This is a genomic window from Bacillus sp. ES1-5 (genome assembly GCF_022487605.1).
Classification (GTDB): domain Bacteria; phylum Bacillota; class Bacilli; order Bacillales; family Bacillaceae_G; genus Bacillus_A; species Bacillus_A wiedmannii.
Genome location: NZ_JAKVPU010000002.1, coordinates 412,368 through 430,884, shown reverse-complemented (window position 1 = coordinate 430,884; position 18,517 = coordinate 412,368). Strand labels below are relative to the sequence as shown.

Here is an 18,517-nt window from a genome sequence, read left to right as displayed (position 1 = left end):
TCATAATGATTAAAAAATAAAAGACACGGAACCGTGTCTTTTATTTTTTAATCTTGAAGATTTGAATCTTCCGTGTCTTCAGCACCAGAGTCTTCACCAATTCCGTGATGGTCACGAACAAAGAAGGCAATTTCCTCTCTTAAATCCGTATTCTCTTTTAAGAATTGCTTCGAATTTTCACGACCTTGCCCTAAACGCTCTTCATTATAAGAGTACCAAGCACCACTCTTTTGAACGATATCAAGTTCAGAAGCCATATCTAAGATTTCACCTTCTCTTGAAATACCTTCTCCGTACATAATATCAACTTCAGCAACACGGAATGGTGGTGCCACTTTATTTTTAACTACTTTTACTTTTGTTTTATTACCAACGATGTCGTTACCTTGCTTTAATTGCTCCGCACGACGTACTTCAAGACGAACTGTTGAATAGAATTTCAACGCACGACCACCTGGAGTTGTTTCTGGGTTCCCGAACATAACCCCAACTTTTTCACGAATTTGGTTAATAAAGATTGCTATTGTTTTTGATTTATTGATTGCACCTGACAGCTTACGAAGTGCTTGAGACATTAAACGAGCTTGTAAACCTACGTGTGAGTCACCCATGTCTCCTTCAATCTCAGCTTTTGGTACAAGAGCTGCTACAGAGTCAATTACGATAATATCAACCGCGCCACTTCGTACAAGTGCTTCTGCGATTTCTAGTCCTTGCTCCCCTGTATCAGGTTGTGATAATAATAATTCATCTATGTTAACGCCTAATTTTTGTGCATATACAGGATCCATTGCATGCTCCGCATCAATAAACGCTGCTTGTCCACCTTGACGCTGTACTTCAGCGATTGCGTGTAATGAAACTGTTGTTTTACCTGAACTTTCTGGTCCATAAATTTCGATAATACGGCCACGTGGGTATCCGCCTACCCCTAGTGCCACATCAAGTGCTAAAGAACCACTTGAAATTGTAGAAATTCTACGCTCCGCTTGTTCTCCTAATTTCATAATTGAACCTTTACCGAATTGCTTCTCTATTTGTTTTAACGCCATATCTAACGCCGCTTGACGATCACTCATTCAAAATTCCTCCTTAACTGAATTGCTAATCTTATTATACCTATTTTCAATTCAATTTGCCAACAAAAATCGAACATTTATTCGATTTTTTTATTTTCCATTAAATAAAACTGCATTTAAGCATTAAAAAAAGCTAGAAGAGACTTATATCTCTTCTAGCTTTTTATATAAATGATAAAATCCATATTTCGCTGAACGTTCCCTAATTTGTTGACGACTTCCACTTAAATTTAGAGAAAAGACTACAGTTGGTTCATCCTTCATTGCCAATCCAACGAACACTGTTCCCGGCTCTTTATGTTCTGAAGCATCCGGCCCTGCTACCCCAGTGAAACTAATTCCGATATCCGCTTTTAATAAGCCCTTAACGTTTTCAGCAAGATAACGAGCACATTCTTTACTAACTGCACCATCAGTAGCTAACACTCCCTCAGGTACCTGTAAAACATGTTGCTTCACATCATTATGATAACAAATGACACCGCCTTTAAATACTGAAGACACACCAGCACTTTCTGTTACTTGATTGCCAAAGAGACCACCTGTTAAACTTTCTGCACACGCTAAAGTTAATCCTTTTTTCTTCAATAACTCTATCGCCTTATCATGCAGAAACTCTTGATCATACCCGTAGAAAAATTCTCCTACTCTTTCTAAAATCAAATCTTCCATATACTGAATGAGTTTCGCCGCTTCATCAGCATTTTGATGTTTGGCAGTTAAACGTAGTGTCACTTCTCCATCATTCGCAAGGGGGGCGATTGTTGGGTTCGTTTGTCCATCAATTAAATCTTGAACTTTCACCTCTAATTGAGATTCCCCAATCCCGAAGAAGCGAAGCACACGAGAATAAATGTTTTCTCCTGTTGTAAAGTTACGTAAAAAAGGCTCTACATAACTTACATACATCGGCTTCATCTCTTTCGGTGGTCCTGGTAATAAAATATAAACTTTTTCGTTCTTATTTAATCCCATACCAGGTGCCATGCCGTGATCATTCGCAAATATAGTTGCTCCATTCAAAACGAGCGCCTGCTTTTTGTTATTCTCCGTGAACTCGCGACCTGTACGCTTAAAATAATCGCTTATCGATGCTAATGCCTTTTCATCATACACAAGCTCTTCACCCAAACTAGAAGATATCGTTTCTTTCGTCAAATCATCTTTTGTCGGGCCTAATCCACCTGTAAAAATAAGTATGTCAGCACGTTCTTCCGCAACTTCAATCGCCTGCTGTAATCGCTTGTTATTATCTCCAACTACAGTATGGTAGTACACATCAATTCCAATTGAAGCTAACTTTTCAGATAAAAACTGGGCATTTGTATTTGCAATTTGTCCAAGTAATAATTCAGTTCCAACCGCAATAATTTCAGCATTCATCCCAATTCCCCCATAAACTTCTATTTTGAGTTTACAAAAGCAGCTCTATTTTTCCAGAAATAATCCCATCCTGAAATAACAGTAAAGAATAATGCAATCCATATAAAGATATCAGCAACTGGGATATGGATTAGATTTAAAGGTACATCGTGTAATAAATACGCTGCAATCGCAATAATTTGTGTCCACGTCTTAATTTTCCCTAACTGATTTGCTGCCACTACTTCTCCTGTTCCAGCAAGTACAAGGCGTAAACCTGTTACTGCAAACTCACGGCTTATAATTACAATAACGATCCAAGCAGGTACGTATTGCATCTCAACTAACGTGATAAGTGCTGCTGAAACAAGTAATTTATCAGCTAACGGGTCAAGAAACTTCCCTAAATTCGTTACAAGATTATACTTTCTTGCGTAATATCCATCAATCCAATCTGTAGCCGAAGCAATAATAAAGATAAGTGCCCCTACCAAATGTTGAATTGGTAAATCAACATCACCAATTGTGTATGAACCCCAATCAAAGGGCGCTAACATAATTACCATAAAAATTGGAATTAAGAAGATTCTAGATATTGTAATTTTATTTGGTAAATTCACAGCTATTCCTCCATCATATCAAAAACATTTGTTCATTGAAAAAAGTCATCGAGGCGATGACTGTTATTGTGCAGGTTGCTCTATCCCTTGGTTTTTTATCACCAATCTTTGGTGAAGTTCTTTTTCTGGATCCAATGGATAAGCGACCACTTGGCCATTCAGTTTAACTTCAATATTCGTTGCATTTCCAATATTAAGTCGCACTTCTTTTAATGTTGATACATTATGTTTTTCTACTTGGCCCTCTTGTACTGTAGTGTTTAGAATCACATTCCCAGCATCATCTTTAACATCTACATAACTCGCACCTTTACCCGATATTTCCAGTTCTAATGTTTTATTATTATGAATTTCCAAAGTAGATACCTTACCAGTTGTCCCAACTACTTTCACTTCTTCTTGTCCAGTTGGCTGTGCTGGTTGTTCCTCTTTCTTTGGCTCTTCTTTCTTTGGTTCCTCTTTTTTCGGCTCTTCCGCTTTCACTTCATCTTTCTTCGTATCTAACGGAGAGTTTTCCGCTTTTTTAACTTCAATTTTCTCACTTTGAGCGTTCGGAACTTTCTCATCACCTTTTCCAGTTAACGCTTGGAAAACAAACCAAATCACCACTCCAAATGCAATTACTAATAGCGCAACTAAAACTTTCGGCATATGATCTGCAATTGGCCATGATGAAGATTTTTGCATTGTTTCTTGTGTTTTTTGTCCTGTTGATACTTGTGGAACGTCGCGTTTTTCAGATTGTGGTATCGTACTCTGATATTCTACAAGCAGTTCCTCTCCATTTAACCCAACCGCATCTGCGTATTGTTTAATGAATGCACGCGCATAAAAAGCTCCTGGCAATACATCATAATTGCCTTCTTCAATCGCTACTAAATGGCGTTTTTGAATTTTTGTAATCTCATGCAGCTGATCCATAGACAAGCCCTTCGTTCCTCTTGCTTCTTTCAGCTTTTGTCCTAATTCTGTCACTACTAACACCTCAATATTTCTTTAAAAGTCAAACATAGAGAAATTATTTTGCGTACCTTGCTCAATTTCATCTACTAAATTATATTGAATTTCTTCATCATAATCGTTACGCAACTCAATAATATAATCAAAATCATCCAATGTGTATTCTGACTGACTCACAAATACGTCAGGATGTTCCACAACTTTCGTTGCAGGTAATCTCATAATTTCACGAACAAGCTGCCAATGCCTTTCGTTAGCACGCTTTGTTGACACGATTCCATCTAAGATAAAAATATTGTCGTCGCTATACTCATCTTCAATCAATTGACTACGAACAGTTTGCTTAATAAGAGTAGATGATACAAATAACCATCTTTTATTTGCACAAACACTTGCGGCAACAATGGATTCTGTTTTTCCGACACGAGGCATTCCTCGTATCCCGATTAGTTTATGACCTTCTTTTTTCATTATTTCAGCCATAAAGTCTACAAGTAACCCTAATTCATCACGTACAAATCGAAATGTCTTCTTATCATCTGCATCTCGTTGTATGTACCGACCATGTCTAACCGCTAGCTTATCTCTTAGCTTTGGCGGACGATATTTCGTTACCGTTATGTTATCCATCGTATTTAAAATTGATTCAAGTCTAGAGATTTGCTCTTGATTATCACACATAAGGAGTAATCCACGTCGTGCATTATCTACACCATTAATTGTGACAATATTAATGCCGAGCATACCGATTAACGAAGAAACGTCACCAAGCAAGCCAGGTCGGTTTTTATGTATTTCATATTCAAAATACCATTCAATCATCCAAGATCACTCCCCTTGCTTACTTTACACCTACGTACTATATTATATGATTTCACCTTAATAGGGAAGCTAAATGTATAATCTATCCCGCGTTATTATTATACAAAAAAAATAGAGAGGAGATTCTCCTCTCTATTTTTTACTTATGCTGTACAAACTTCACCATTAAGTTTGCGATGGTATGTTGCTCTTGTTCATCAGCGACTTTCCAAAGCTCAGACAATAATTTCTCTTGATCGTTGCGCGCTTCTACTTCATTTGCTAAATAATCTCCAACACGAAATGCCATATCTGATACAGCACCACCATCAAGACCTTTTCCTGATGCCTGTTCTAAACGTTCTCCTAAAAAGCTCTTCCATTGATCAAAATTATCTAAAACTGACATGTTTAAGCACCTCACTACTTAGTAATAGAATCATGCTTAATTTGTACAGTTTTTTATTTTTTATGTAACAATTTTTTAACAATGCCAACCGCCATTCACTCCGATAATTTGTCCAGTTATGTAAGATGCACCTGGTGACACGAGAAATGACACTGTTTTCGCTACCTCTTCTGGTAGTCCTAATCGGCCTAACGGAATCTCTTCAGCAATTTCATTCTTATCCTCTTCTGAAAATACATGTAACATTTCCGTTTCAATTGCACCTGGCGCCACCGCGTTAACCCTTAATCCACTTAATGAAACTTCTTTCGCTAAAGCTTTCACATATGAATTTTGTGCACCTTTTACCATCGAGTAAAGCACTTCACATGATGCGCCGATTTGGCCCCATATAGACGAAACAAGTATAATATTACCACTTCTCCGCTGAATCATTGATGGCAGTGCCATTGATAATAGTTTATAGATGCTCTTCACTTGAAGTTCTACCATATAATTTAATTCATCATTCGTTACATCTGTTACGAGTCCAAAGATACTCTTCCCAGCTGCATATACGACAACATCAAGAGGATGTTCAATTTGTTCCCACAATTGCTCTGCTCCATCACTAGAAGCTAAATCCGCTTGAACAGGAATCACTTCCCTCCACTCTTTCTGTAACTCATTCACTTGCCCTTCACCGTTATTATAATGAACATATACTGTATATCCATCTTGAATTAATTGTTTTGAAATAGCAGAGCCAATCCCTCCGCTTCCTCCAGTTACTAATGCATACTTTTTCATATAATTCCTCTCTTATCTCAACAAAATCTTTTTCCTACAAATAAATAATACCCTCATCTTACAATTTATCAATGATAAGATGAGGGTATTATTATGAAACCTTTTATTTTTTCGGTAAAACTTGACAAACACTCATTCTTTCTTCTGATAATAATAATTTAGCTACTTCTTGTAAATCTTGAACAGTTAAACTTTCTAATACAGTCAATGCCTCAAACAGACTAGATTCATTAAACGCATATCGTGTAAATTGATTCGCGATATATTCCGGCGAATTCAACGAGCGTAAAAAGCCACCTATTTTCTTTTTCTTTACTCGTTCTAATGCCGCCTCATCTAATTGATCATAATTTGTATTTAGTAAAATGCTTTTCAAACGCTCTTCCAGCTCATCAGGTTGCTTCGTATCGCCACCAACCATTGCAAAACCGAAGTTATTCTCTTCCGTATAATCATACGAGAACGAATCATCAATAAGACCTTCATTATATAAAGATTCGTAATGAACGGAGCTTTTCCCAAATAAATAATCTAAAAGTAACGTAAGCGCAATTTCTTGTTTTAAAAGGGCTTCCCCTTTTTCTTTTAAATTTGTCGCTTTAATACCAACTAAACATTTCGGTGTTTGTACAGGCATTGAAATAATTTTCTTCTTTTCATTTACCTCATCTGGTTCTTCCTCAAATGAACGTACAATTTCTGACTGGTTTTTATAATCTTTTTTCGCTTGATTTTCACGCACTAAATCCATTGTTTTCTCTGGATCAATTGCCCCCACAACGAATAATAACATATTGCTCGGATGATAAAATGTTTCATAACATTCATATAATAAGTCTTTCGTAATTTTACTAATAGACTCAATTGTCCCTGCAATATCAATTTTAATTGGGTGCTTTACAAACAAGCTATCAATTAATCCAAAGTATAAACGCCAATCTGGATTATCTTGATACATTTGAATTTCTTGCCCAATAATCCCCTTCTCTTTTTCAACTGTTTTTTCAGAGAAGTAAGGCTCTTGTACGAAGTTTAACAATGTATTTAAATTTTGTTCTACATTTGATGTACATGAAAACAGGTAAGCTGTTCTTGTGAAAGATGTGAAAGCATTTGCTGATGCTCCTTGTTTACTAAACAATTGGAAAGCATCGTGATCTTCTTTTTCAAATAATTTATGCTCAAGAAAATGAGCAATTCCATCAGGCACACGAACCATTTCTTCTTTACCTAGTGGCACGAATGTATTATCCATAGAACCATATTTTGTCGTAAACGTTGCAAATGTTTTATTAAATCCTTGCTTCGGTAAAATATATACATCTAATCCATTAGGAAGTTTTTCATAATAGAGTGTCTCTTTTAATTGCTCATAAACAATTTTCTCCATTTATTCTCCCTCCGTTCCATGTAAAAAGTAAATTGTATCTAGTTCAATATTTTTAGCAACTTTCACAATCTCTTCTTTCGTCACACTTTCAATACCTGAAAGCCATTCTTCAACCGGACGCGTACGGTCTGAAATAATACCATGATACAGCATTTCTACAAATCCGCGCGGTGTATCAATCGCTTCTAATATTTGATTTTGAATGACACTTTTCGTTTGATGCATCTCTTCTTCAGAAAAATTACCATTTTGCATCGCCAACATTTGTTCTTTAATAATCTCAACAGCTTTTTCATAATTTTTCGCTTCGATTCCTGACATGACAAACAATAAGCCTTTATGACTTTCAAAGCGGGACGCTGCATAGTACGCTAAACTATTTTTTTCACGAACATTAACGAATAACTTTGAATGAGAAAATCCTCCAAACAATCCATTGAACAATTGTAGCGCAAAATAATCTTCGTCCTTATACGTAATAAACGTACGATAACCGATGTGTAATTTACTTTGTTTTAATTCTTGTTTTTCAACAACTTCTTTTTCTTCATTATTTCTCTTATGAAGAAGTACATTTCTTTCTCTCACAGGACGCGCTGAAATAGAAAAATACTTACTTACAAGATCAACTGCGTTTTCTGAAATATCACCAATAATGTATAGATCCATTTCATCTTCCGCTAACACTTTTTGATAATATTGATACAAACTTTCATTTGTAATAGATGCAACACTCTCTTTTTTTCCATTTGCACTTAATCGATACGGTTCTACTTTGCACATTTCTTCAATTAAACGCTCGTTTGCATAGCGCATTTTATCATCATACGTAGCTTCAATTCGTTGCAAGAGCGCTCTCTTTTCACTTTCTACGATAGAAGGTAGAAAACTATTCCCCTCTGTTGCTGGATGTAAAACTATATCCGATAACATAGAAAGCGCTTTTTCAAATAACGGTGGTGCATCATGTAAATATACTTCATTTGCAATGTCTACATAAATAGAGATGATATGGTCTTCTCCTTTTTTACTTACATCTACTGCCAAAGAAGATCCGTATAATTCTTCTAAATATTGACGCAGACGAATTACAGAAGGAAGCTTTTCTGTCGCACTTTGCAATACGTATGGCAATAGGGCACGCTCTGTCACCGTCTCCTCATTTAAAGGTGCTTTAAAACGAAATACAAAAGTATTTGTTTTATATTTATCAGTCGGAATAATATGTACTCGCAAACCACCTAACTCATGTAACTGTTGTTCCATTAGTTTCATTTATAGCCCTCCTTTACGTATATAGGAATATTCCTCTTCAATATACAGTTTTTAGAAATGAAAAATCAACTTTTCTTCCTCACTATACTTACATCAGGCTCTTTCTAAAAACTTTTATATGTAAGGAACATAGTAAAATTCCGTATTACATATATTCTATGTAAAAAAGCCCGCACTAATGTGCGAGCTTTTTTATACTTATCGTTTTCCTTTTTCATACGGCGTTCCTAACGCTTTCGGAGCTTCAGAACGACCTACAAAACCAACAAGTGCTAATATTGTGAATACATACGGTAATATCGTTAAGAATACACTTGGAATTTCCTTTAGTACCGGAATCGTACCACCTGTTATTCCAAGTGATTGAGCAAATCCGAAGAACAGAGCCGCTCCAAGAGCACCGAGTGGATTCCATTTACCGAAGATCATAGCTGCTAGCGCTAAGAAACCTTGTCCAGTAATTGTAGCACCTGAGAAGTTACCAGAAATCGACATCGCGAAGACCGCTCCACCAACCCCTGCAAACATTCCAGATATAGCAACTGCAATATAACGCATTTTATATACATTAATACCCATCGTATCTGCTGCCATTGGATGTTCACCAACCGCACGAAGACGAAGACCGAACGGCGTTTTATAAATGACATACCAAACGACAAACGCTAAAATAATAGCAATATACGATGTTAACGGTACATTTGAAAAAAAGATTTTTCCGATTACCGGAATATCTGAAAGACCTGGAACATCGATTTTTTCAATACGGTATTGAATGAAATCAGTTTGTCCTTTGCCAAAGATTTTCTTAATCGCAAATACCGTTAAACCAAGAGCTAAGAAATTAATCGCTACCCCGCTCACTACTTGATCCGCACGGAATGTAATGGATGCTACCGCATGAAGAAGTGCAAATAACCCACTACCAATCGCTGCAAATAATAGAGCTATCCAAGGAGTCATCGCTCCCCACGTATCACCCATTAATAACGTTGTAACAATACCAGTAAACGCACCGAATAACATTAAACCTTCTAACGCTATATTTACAACCCCAGAACGTTCACTAAACACTCCACCTAACGCCGTAAAAATAAGTGGCGCTGCCGTATATAACGTACCCGTCACAAGAATGGCTAAAATATCTAAAAAGCTCATTTATTTCCCCTCCTTGCTCATACGTGTAAGTGCCCAGCGTAATACATAACTGCACGCTACAAAGAAAATAATACATGCAATAATAACGTTAATTAGCTCAGAAGGTACATCTGCTTCAAAATTCATTTGTGGGGCTGCACTTTTCAAGCCACCGAACAGTAAAGCTGCTAATAATATACCAAACGGATTATTTCCCCCAAGTAGAGCTACCGCAATCCCATCAAATCCAATGCCAGTAAACGAAGACATCGCTGTCATGTTTTGGAATGTACCAAGCCCTTCCATAGCACCACCAATCCCTGCAAATGCACCCGCAATCGTCATAGATAGTACAACATTTCGAGAAACTTTCATCCCCGCATACTGAGAAGCATGTTGATTAAATCCAACAGATTTCAATTCGTATCCCAATGTCGTTCTGTCCAATAAGAACCACATAATGATTGCTACTAATAACGCTACGACAATCCCCCAGTGCAAACGAGAACCATCTGTTAAAGAAGATAACCATTCAGAAGATAAAGAAGCACTAGATTTTATATCATATGACTTCTCATTCGCCTCATGTAAAAAGCGTTTAATTAAATCATACGTCACGTAAAGTGCAATATAATTCATCATAATCGTTACGATTACTTCATTTACTTTAAATTTCCCTTTCAAATATCCCGGGATAAATCCCCATAGCCCACCAGCTATTGCCGCTACTAAAATTGACAACGGAATATGTAAAATTGCCGGTAATGATACTGCATATCCAAACCAAACAGCAGCAAGCCACCCGACTAATAACTGCCCTTCTACTCCGATGTTAAAAAGGCCTGTACGGAATGCAAATGCTACAGAAAGTCCTGCTAATACAAGCGGAATCATCGTACGTAATGTCTCACCAATTGCTTGTGGATTTCCAACCATTCCTTCCCAAAGCGCTGCATACCCAACAATTGGATCATATCCACTAAATAACATTACAATGGCACCAACAAGTAAACCAAAAATAACGGATAATACAGGAACTAAAATATTAATTGTTCGCTCCGTTAAAAATTTTTTAGCCATTTGTATTCACCTTCTCTTTCTCCGTTCCGCCAGCCATCAACAAACCAAGCTGTTGTTCATTTGTTTCTTTCGCATCAACAATTGCTACAATTTCCCCTTCATATATAACAGCAACTCGATCACTTACATTTAAAATTTCATCCAGTTCTAGCGATAGAAGCAATACTGCTTTCCCCTTATCTCTTTGCTCGATTAATTTTTTATGAATAAATTCAATCGCACCTACATCTAAACCACGTGTTGGCTGTGCTGCAATCAATAAATCTGGATTACGATCCACTTCACGTGCGATAATTGCCTTCTGCTGGTTTCCACCAGATAGTGCACGAGTTAATGTGTGTTCACCAGGTGTACGCACATCAAACTGTTCAATAAGCGCTTTTGCTTTTTGTGTAATTTGACTAAAGTTTAAAATCCCTTTCTTTGAGAATGGATTTTTATAGTACGTTTGTAAAACTATATTATCTCTAACAGAAAAATCAAGCACAAGACCGTGTTTATGACGATCTTCTGGAATATGACCAATTCCTTCCTCTGTAATCCTTCGAACAGGCCAATTTGTTATTTCTTTTCCTTTAATTGCAATAGAACCTGACTCAACTTTTCGTAAACCAGTAATTGCCTCTATTAATTCACTTTGTCCATTTCCATCAATCCCTGCAATACCAACGATTTCTCCTGCACGAACAGTTAAGTCAAGGCCTTTTACAGCAGGTAATTGGCGTGCATCCTGAACGACAATATTCGAAACAGATAGAACCTCTTCTTTCGGTTTAGCCTCTATTTTTTCTGTTTTAAAATTCACTTGACGTCCGACCATTAATTCTGCAAGTTTATGTTCATTCATTTCCGCAACGTCAACTGTACCAATTCCTTTACCTTTACGAATAATTGTGCAACGATCGCAAACTTCCATAATTTCTTTCAATTTATGTGTAATAAGAACGATAGATTTTCCTTCTTGCACAAGCTTTTTCATAATTTGAATCAACTCGTGAATTTCTTGAGGAGTTAACACCGCAGTTGGTTCGTCGAATATTAAAATCTCCGCACCACGATAAAGCGTTTTTAATATTTCAACCCTTTGCTGCATCCCAACCGAAATATCTTCAATCTTTGCATTTGGATCAACCGCTAAACCGTACTGTTCAGACAATTGTTTAATTTCTTTCGCAGCCTCTTCAACAGCAATTCTTCCTTTTTTCTTCGGCTCATTTCCAAGAATAATATTCTCTGTAACTGTAAAATTATGAACAAGCATAAAATGCTGATGGACCATCCCAATACCAAGGTCATTTGCTATATTCGGATTTGTAATTTTCACAGGTTTTCCTTTAATTTTAATTTCTCCCTGTTCTGGTTGATACAAACCGAACAGTACATTCATCAATGTTGATTTCCCTGCACCATTTTCTCCAAGTAAAGCGTGTATCTCTCCCTGTTTTACTTGCAGCGTAATATCATCATTCGCTACAATGCCTGGGAATACTTTTGTAATATTGTTCATCTCAATTACGTATTCCATTTTGTTCCTCCTTCTAGCAGGGAACACTCCCCAATTGCAGTCTATTAAAGGTATTTTTATATATACAAAGGTTAGTTCTAAGAACTAACCTTTGCTATTTCTCTATTATTATTTCTTTAGAGAAGCTTCATATGTTTTATATTCTTCGTCAGTTGCAGGTACTTTAATTTCACCGTCAGTGATTTTCTTCTCAAACTCTTCTATTTTTGTTAAGATTTCTGGATTTACTTTTTTCACATTGTCAGTAGTTTTCGCAATACCAACACCGTCATCTTTTAATCCGAACTCTTCTACTTTACCGCCTTTTAATTTACCATCTTTCGCTTCTTGTGCTACTTTTGCTACTGCAATATCAACACGTTTTACCATAGAAGTTAAAGTTACGTTTTCAGGCATACCTTCTTGATTTTGGTCACGGTCAACACCGATTACCCAAACGTTTTCACCTTTTTTCTTACGATTTTTCGCTTCTGTGAATACACCATTACCAGTTGCACCTGAAGCATGATAAATTACGTCAACTCCACCACCGTACATTGCTGAAGCTAATACAGATCCTTTTTCTGGTTTATCAAATGCATCTGCATATTGCGCTACAATTTCGATATTTGGATTTACTGCTTTTGCACCAGCTTTGAAACCTGATTCAAACTTTGTAATTAATGGACTCTTCACGCCGCCAACAAATCCAACTTTATTTGATTTTGTCGTCATTGCTGCTACAGCACCAACTAGGAATGAACCTTCATGGTCTTTAAATGTAATACTTGTTACATTCGGCTCTTTTACAACAGTATCTACAATAGCAAATTGCTCTTTCGGATATTGTTTTGCAACCTTTTCAATCGAGTCTTGCATTAAAAATCCAATTCCGAATGTTGTGTTATAATGATCTTTCGCAAATTTTGTTAAGTTTGGAATATAGTCTGCATCTTTACTTGATTGAAGATAACGATATCCTTCATTTTTCTTTAAATCGTTGTCTTTACCGAATTTCGTTAAACCTTCCCAAGCTGATTGGTTAAATGATTTATCATCAACGCCTCCAACATCTGTAACCATACCAACTTTGAACTCTTTTTTGTCGCTACTCGCTTTATCCGAGTTACCACACGCACCTAAAACCGCACTTGCTGCTAATGTTAATGATAATAAAAGACCTGTTTTTTTCTTCATACTAGAAACCCCTCCTAAAATTATATATATATCTCTTTATTCTTACGCTGCTGTCCCTAACTTCTTGCTGTCACCTCCCTAAAATGGAACTTACCTACATACGTTTTCTTAATACGTGGAAGCTAAACTTATCAGCTCTAAAGTAATTGATAGAATATAAGATTGGCTCATCATTTTGATCATAGTGCATTTGTTTTAAAACTAGCAGTGCCGTTTCCGGTTCACATTCTAAAATCGGTGAGATTTTAGAATGATAGCCAATTGGCTCAATGTGCGCAACCGCATATGTGATACGTTTGTGCGTGTTATTATGTATTACCGTTAACAATGATTCTTCATTGTATCCCGATAAATCCGGCAAGATTTCTTTTGCAAGTTTATCGATACAATATACAACAGGTTCCCCATCTGCTGTACGCACACGCTCAATCATTACTGCATTAAAACCATCTTCACTATTAAACTTCTCTTTTTCTTCTTCTGTTAAACTTGTTGTAGATGATGATAAAAAGATAGTTCCTGGTGTTTTCCCCACACTAGAAATCATATCTGTAATACTAGAAAGTTGTTCAATCCCAGAAGAAAATAATGGCTTTGCATTTACAAATGTTCCTACACCATGTCTACGAATGACAACATTTTCTTCTTCTAAAATACGCAGCGCTTCCCTTAAAGTCGCCCTACTTACACCAAGTTCTTTCGCTAAATCAAACTCTGATGGTAACTTCTGTCTTTCTTTATAAGCTCCATCTTTAATTTTTTCTTTGATGTGATCAATCACCCGTAAATATAGGTGACGACTATCGGATTTTACTGACATAAGACTCCCCCGCATTTCAATTATTCGACCTCTGATGTAAGACTTCTTTTCTCTTTTTTCAACTTACAACATAATAAAAATTGCTAAATACTAAAAATAAGCTTAATTGTCGAATAAATATTAATAATTTTTTAAAATGAAATTTTCACTCTTTACTGCATAAAAAAAACTTTGCACCATAAACATTCCTCATTTCGAGAAAAAGTTCGGCACAAAGATCTCTTACATCCTTTGTTACACACTTTTCCCCTCATAGTCCAGCAATTCATGGTTGCCAGGTAGAAACTTATGGACCTTATCTCCAAGATTATATGAGGCAGTGATTCTTTTCGAAGTAATCTTACCACTTGCTCCCATACGTGTCAACAAAATTTAACATTTTTCTACATTAAATATCGAACATTCATTAAAAACATAATCAAAGTATTCGTATTCTAAAGAACCACTTTAAATGTAAGCCCTTTCTTTATCGCTGAATATAGTATATAACAAAACTAGCATATAAAAAAGCCTAATTGTAAAAACAATTAGGCTTTTTTTACGAACTTTTTTCTTGTACATCATTAATGAGCACTTCTCGTGGTTTACTACCTTCATACGGACCTACTACACCATTCATTTCCATTGCATCAATTAAACGGGCAGCTCGCGTATAACCTACTCTAAACCTACGTTGCAACATAGAAACAGATGCTGTTTGCATTTCCACTACGAGCTGAACTGCTTCATCATATAATTCATCTTCTACTTCCTGCTTCGTATCAGGAACATCTTGTGGAATCATATCTTCTTGATATTGCGCTTTTTGCTGACCAATAACATATTCTACAACTCTCTCAACTTCATCATCTGATAAAAATGCACCTTGTACACGTACAGGCTTCGATGCACCAATTGGTATAAACAGCATATCTCCACGACCTAGTAGTTTCTCTGCACCACCACCGTCAAGAATTGTGCGAGAATCTGTTTGAGAAGATACAGCGAATGCAATACGTGATGGAATATTCGCTTTAATAACTCCCGTAATAACATCAACTGACGGACGCTGCGTTGCAATAATTAAATGAATACCAGCCGCACGAGCCATTTGTGCTAAACGCATAATTGCATCCTCTACATCCGATGAAGCAACCATCATTAAATCTGCTAACTCGTCCACAATTACTACAATATAAGGTAATTCCGGTTGTTTCGCTTCCGATTGACTATTATGTTCTTTAATATGATCATTATATCCTTCAATGTTACGCGTGCCACTATGAGCAAATAACTCATAACGACGTTCCATTTCACTCACGACTTTTTTCAAAGCTTGTGATGCTTTTTTCGGATCAGTTACAACTGGTGTTAATAAATGAGGAACACCGTTATATACATTTAACTCTACCATTTTCGGGTCAATCATCATTAATTTTACTTCATGTGGTTTTGCACGCATTAAAATACTAACAATAATACCATTAATACATACACTTTTCCCGCTACCTGTCGCACCAGCTACTAGTAAATGGGGCATTTTATTTAAACGGGCTAATACAGCTTCACCTGTAATATCTCGTCCAAGACCAATTAACAACTTCTCTTCCGGGTGATTATTAGCCTTAGAATCAAGAACTTCTCTAAGCGTTACCATAGAAACTTCTGAGTTCGGAACTTCAATCCCTACAGCTGATTTCCCGGGAATAGGTGCTTCAATACGAATATCTTTCGCAGCTAAAGCAAGTGCTAAATCATCACTTAAACTAACGATTTTGCTTACCTTTACTCCCATATCAGGATACACTTCATATTTTGTAACTGCAGGACCTCTATGTACTTTTGTTACTTTCGCTTTCACTCCAAAGCTTTGGAATGTACGTTCTAATTTACGAGCATTCTCATAAATTTCTGCATTTTCATTTGTAACTTGCTTATTCTTAGGAAATTTCAATATATCAATTGCAGGAAGCTGGTAATCTTTATTTTCTACATTTGAAAATTGCATTGGTGGGGCACTTGTTTCCGCCTCTAAAGATTCTACAATCTTTTCTCCACGCTTTTTCTTAGCTTCTTCAACAGGCGGTGTCTCTTCAATAGACGGTGAAGTTATTAACTCTGCTTCCTGTTCTTCGCCAATTCGTTTATCCTCTTGTTCATTTACTGGATAATTCTCAGTGAAATTCGAAATAATGGGAGGGTCAATTGAAATTTCTTCCCTCGGCTCAACAATTTCTTCTTGTTCCACAGCACGTTTGCTCCTTGTGCTTCTCGTTGTTTTTTTCTTTTCTGTTTGTTCAGCCGTCCTTTTGGATCTCCAATCTTTATAATCTCCTTGCATGACTTCAAATTGACTTCTAAGGATTCTTCCTACAGGGGCAAGTACTTCTCCAATATGCTTATTTGTTATACAAAGTATGCCGAGAATCACTAAAATAATACCAATGATATAAGCTCCTACTTCGTCAAATAAGAAGTAACACGTCGCGAACATAAGCGCACCAAACATACCACCGCCTAAATGAACGCTATCCGGTCCCTTTTTCATTTCAAGAAAGAAGTTATCTTTCGTACTCACAATAACAGAAGTATTTTGCACTGCTCCATCTTTCGTAAGAAGGTTAAATAATGTAATATGACTAAACATTAATATCGCCAATACTATTAAATAAAAACCGATTAACCGCTTATTTAAAAGGTTCGGCCATCCACGTTTGATAACAAACGAAACCGATAAAGCTATTACACCTAACACACCAATTATGTACCACTCACCAAAGAAGAAGCGAAAAAATAACACAAACGATTTCCCTACAACGCCTAGCTGTAAAATCGTAATGATTGAAAGTGCAAAAAGAGTTAAACCGACGATTTCATAATACAAAGTTGGCTTTATCGTGCGTCTTGCTTTTGCCTTCGTCCCTCTTTGCTTTTGTTTTGCCATTTCTTCACCTCGTGTTCTACATGTAAGTAGGGCTTCCTAAAAAAAGCTCTACTTATATGTCTGTTTTCTCTATTTTTTCAGGTCTTATATCTTCTATTTTTACACTTCTTGTAAATTGTTAAATAAACAGAAGAAAGCAGCCCTCTCATGGCTGCTCAACCGTCTTGTTTTTTATATTATACCATAGCTTCTAAACAAAATCCTTCTTTTTGCTAAAAGGTTATTTTCTGGCCGGGCTCAAACTCTAAGTAGTGTAGCGGATCCGTACTTAACACACGTACAATAGAATAACACCCATGTTCTTCTTCAGAAACCATTAATTCAACACCGTTTATATTTACAACTTTTTGGCTTTCACATTGCGAATAATCAGCTGGATATACAAGTTGCTCTGGCATAATTGTGTATAAAATCATTGTAACATTGTCCCTTCTGCACTATCATCCATGCGAGCATCTATTAATTCATTCAGCTTTCGAATCGCATTCCCAATACCACCGACATCATCTATAAGACCATATTTCACTGCATCGCCACCAATTACATTCGTCCCAATATCTCGCGTCAAATTCCCTTTCGCAAACATAAGTTCTTTAAAACGATCTTCGGTTACTTTCGAATGCTTCGTCACAAATCGAATGACTCTTTCTTGCATTTTATCTAAATACTCAAATGTTTGCGGCACACCTATAACAAGACCTGTTAGACGAATGGGGTGAATTGTCATCGTCGCAGTTTCCGCAATAAATGAATAATCCGTAGAGACGGCGATTGGTACACCGATAGAATGCCCTCCGCCTAGAACAAGTGATACCGTTGGCTTTGAAAGCGAAGCTACCATCTCAGAAATTGCTAACCCTGCTTCAACGTCACCTCCGACCGTGTTTAATATTAAAAGCAAACCTTCAATTTTCGGATTTTGTTCTATCGCAACAATTTGCGGAATAATATGCTCATATTTTGTTGTTTTATTTTGCGGCGGCAACTGAACATGACCTTCCACCTGCCCAATGATTGTTAAACAATGAATACTCGATTCATTCATTTGTGGTACATTCGTTTGCCCTAGCTGTTGAATTTTTTCCACTATCGAGGCTTCTTTCCCAGTTTCTTTCGGCTCAGCCTCTTTCCCTTCATTTGTATAACGATCACGTTCTGTCATATCGCATCC

Annotated in this window: 17 protein-coding genes and 1 riboswitch; all 17 genes read right to left on the bottom strand. The window is 36.7% G+C overall.

Translation table 11 applies throughout. The annotated features are described in order from the left end of the window. Positions 1-47: 47 nt before the first annotated feature. The gene (gene recA / locus MKO96_RS11980) at positions 48-1,079 is read right to left on the bottom strand and encodes a recombinase RecA (protein WP_046956499.1); all 1,032 of its coding nucleotides are present in this window, start codon (positions 1,077-1,079) and stop codon (positions 48-50) included. Between the two features lie 144 nt (positions 1,080-1,223). Further along, entirely contained in the window at positions 1,224-2,462 is a 1,239-nt protein-coding gene (gene cinA / locus MKO96_RS11975; protein WP_087981639.1) for a competence/damage-inducible protein CinA, read from the bottom strand. Between the two features lie 20 nt (positions 2,463-2,482). Then, positions 2,483-3,061 carry a CDP-diacylglycerol--glycerol-3-phosphate 3-phosphatidyltransferase gene (gene pgsA, locus MKO96_RS11970; RefSeq protein WP_001052972.1) on the bottom strand — a complete coding sequence of 193 codons (579 nt, stop codon included), beginning with the start codon at positions 3,059-3,061 and terminating at the stop codon, positions 2,483-2,485. A gap of 63 nt (positions 3,062-3,124) precedes the next feature. Beyond that, complete coding sequence (locus tag MKO96_RS11965) at positions 3,125-4,036, bottom strand: helix-turn-helix domain-containing protein (protein ID WP_087981640.1); 912 nt, start codon at positions 4,034-4,036, stop codon at positions 3,125-3,127. Positions 4,037-4,057: 21 nt separating this feature from the next. Further along, entirely contained in the window at positions 4,058-4,843 is a 786-nt protein-coding gene (locus tag MKO96_RS11960) for a DUF3388 domain-containing protein (RefSeq protein ID WP_000574107.1), read from the bottom strand. A 139-nt stretch (positions 4,844-4,982) separates the two neighbouring features. Then, entirely contained in the window at positions 4,983-5,231 is a 249-nt protein-coding gene (locus MKO96_RS11955; RefSeq protein WP_000114455.1) for a DUF3243 domain-containing protein, read from the bottom strand. A gap of 75 nt (positions 5,232-5,306) precedes the next feature. Further along, on the bottom strand, positions 5,307-6,020 hold the full coding sequence (gene ymfI, locus MKO96_RS11950; protein WP_087981641.1) for an elongation factor P 5-aminopentanone reductase: 714 nt from the start codon (positions 6,018-6,020) through the stop codon (positions 5,307-5,309). A 103-nt stretch (positions 6,021-6,123) separates the two neighbouring features. Then, positions 6,124-7,410, bottom strand: coding sequence for an EF-P 5-aminopentanol modification-associated protein YfmH (yfmH, locus tag MKO96_RS11945; protein ID WP_087981642.1), 1,287 nt, complete (start codon positions 7,408-7,410; stop codon positions 6,124-6,126). Then, complete coding sequence (yfmF, locus tag MKO96_RS11940) at positions 7,411-8,685, bottom strand: EF-P 5-aminopentanol modification-associated protein YfmF (protein WP_240587528.1); 1,275 nt, start codon at positions 8,683-8,685, stop codon at positions 7,411-7,413. It abuts the gene before it with no gap. A gap of 198 nt (positions 8,686-8,883) precedes the next feature. Further along, a complete protein-coding gene (locus tag MKO96_RS11935) occupies positions 8,884-9,843 on the bottom strand; it encodes an ABC transporter permease (RefSeq protein ID WP_000008847.1) in 960 nt (319 codons plus the stop codon). Then, the gene (locus tag MKO96_RS11930) at positions 9,844-10,902 is read right to left on the bottom strand and encodes an ABC transporter permease (protein ID WP_240587527.1); all 1,059 of its coding nucleotides are present in this window, start codon (positions 10,900-10,902) and stop codon (positions 9,844-9,846) included. Beyond that, a complete protein-coding gene (locus MKO96_RS11925; protein ID WP_000456917.1) occupies positions 10,895-12,427 on the bottom strand; it encodes an ABC transporter ATP-binding protein in 1,533 nt (510 codons plus the stop codon). Before MKO96_RS11925 ends, MKO96_RS11930 begins: the two co-directional genes overlap by 8 nt. A gap of 108 nt (positions 12,428-12,535) precedes the next feature. Next, entirely contained in the window at positions 12,536-13,603 is a 1,068-nt protein-coding gene (locus MKO96_RS11920; protein WP_240587526.1) for a BMP family lipoprotein, read from the bottom strand. 94 nt (positions 13,604-13,697) lie between these two features. Beyond that, entirely contained in the window at positions 13,698-14,423 is a 726-nt protein-coding gene (locus MKO96_RS11915) for a GntR family transcriptional regulator (RefSeq protein WP_000114178.1), read from the bottom strand. 233 nt (positions 14,424-14,656) lie between these two features. Beyond that, positions 14,657-14,758: riboswitch (purine riboswitch) on the bottom strand. A gap of 203 nt (positions 14,759-14,961) precedes the next feature. Then, a complete protein-coding gene (locus tag MKO96_RS11910) occupies positions 14,962-17,346 on the bottom strand; it encodes a DNA translocase FtsK (RefSeq protein WP_240587525.1) in 2,385 nt (794 codons plus the stop codon). Positions 17,347-17,558: 212 nt separating this feature from the next. Further along, the gene (locus MKO96_RS11905; RefSeq protein WP_000605020.1) at positions 17,559-17,762 is read right to left on the bottom strand and encodes a YlzJ-like family protein; all 204 of its coding nucleotides are present in this window, start codon (positions 17,760-17,762) and stop codon (positions 17,559-17,561) included. Beyond that, positions 17,759-18,508 (bottom strand): translocation-enhancing protein TepA, encoded by a 750-nt coding sequence (gene tepA, locus MKO96_RS11900; RefSeq protein ID WP_000139828.1) that lies wholly within the window; start codon positions 18,506-18,508, stop codon positions 17,759-17,761. Before tepA ends, MKO96_RS11905 begins: the two co-directional genes overlap by 4 nt. Positions 18,509-18,517: the final 9 nt, after the last annotated feature.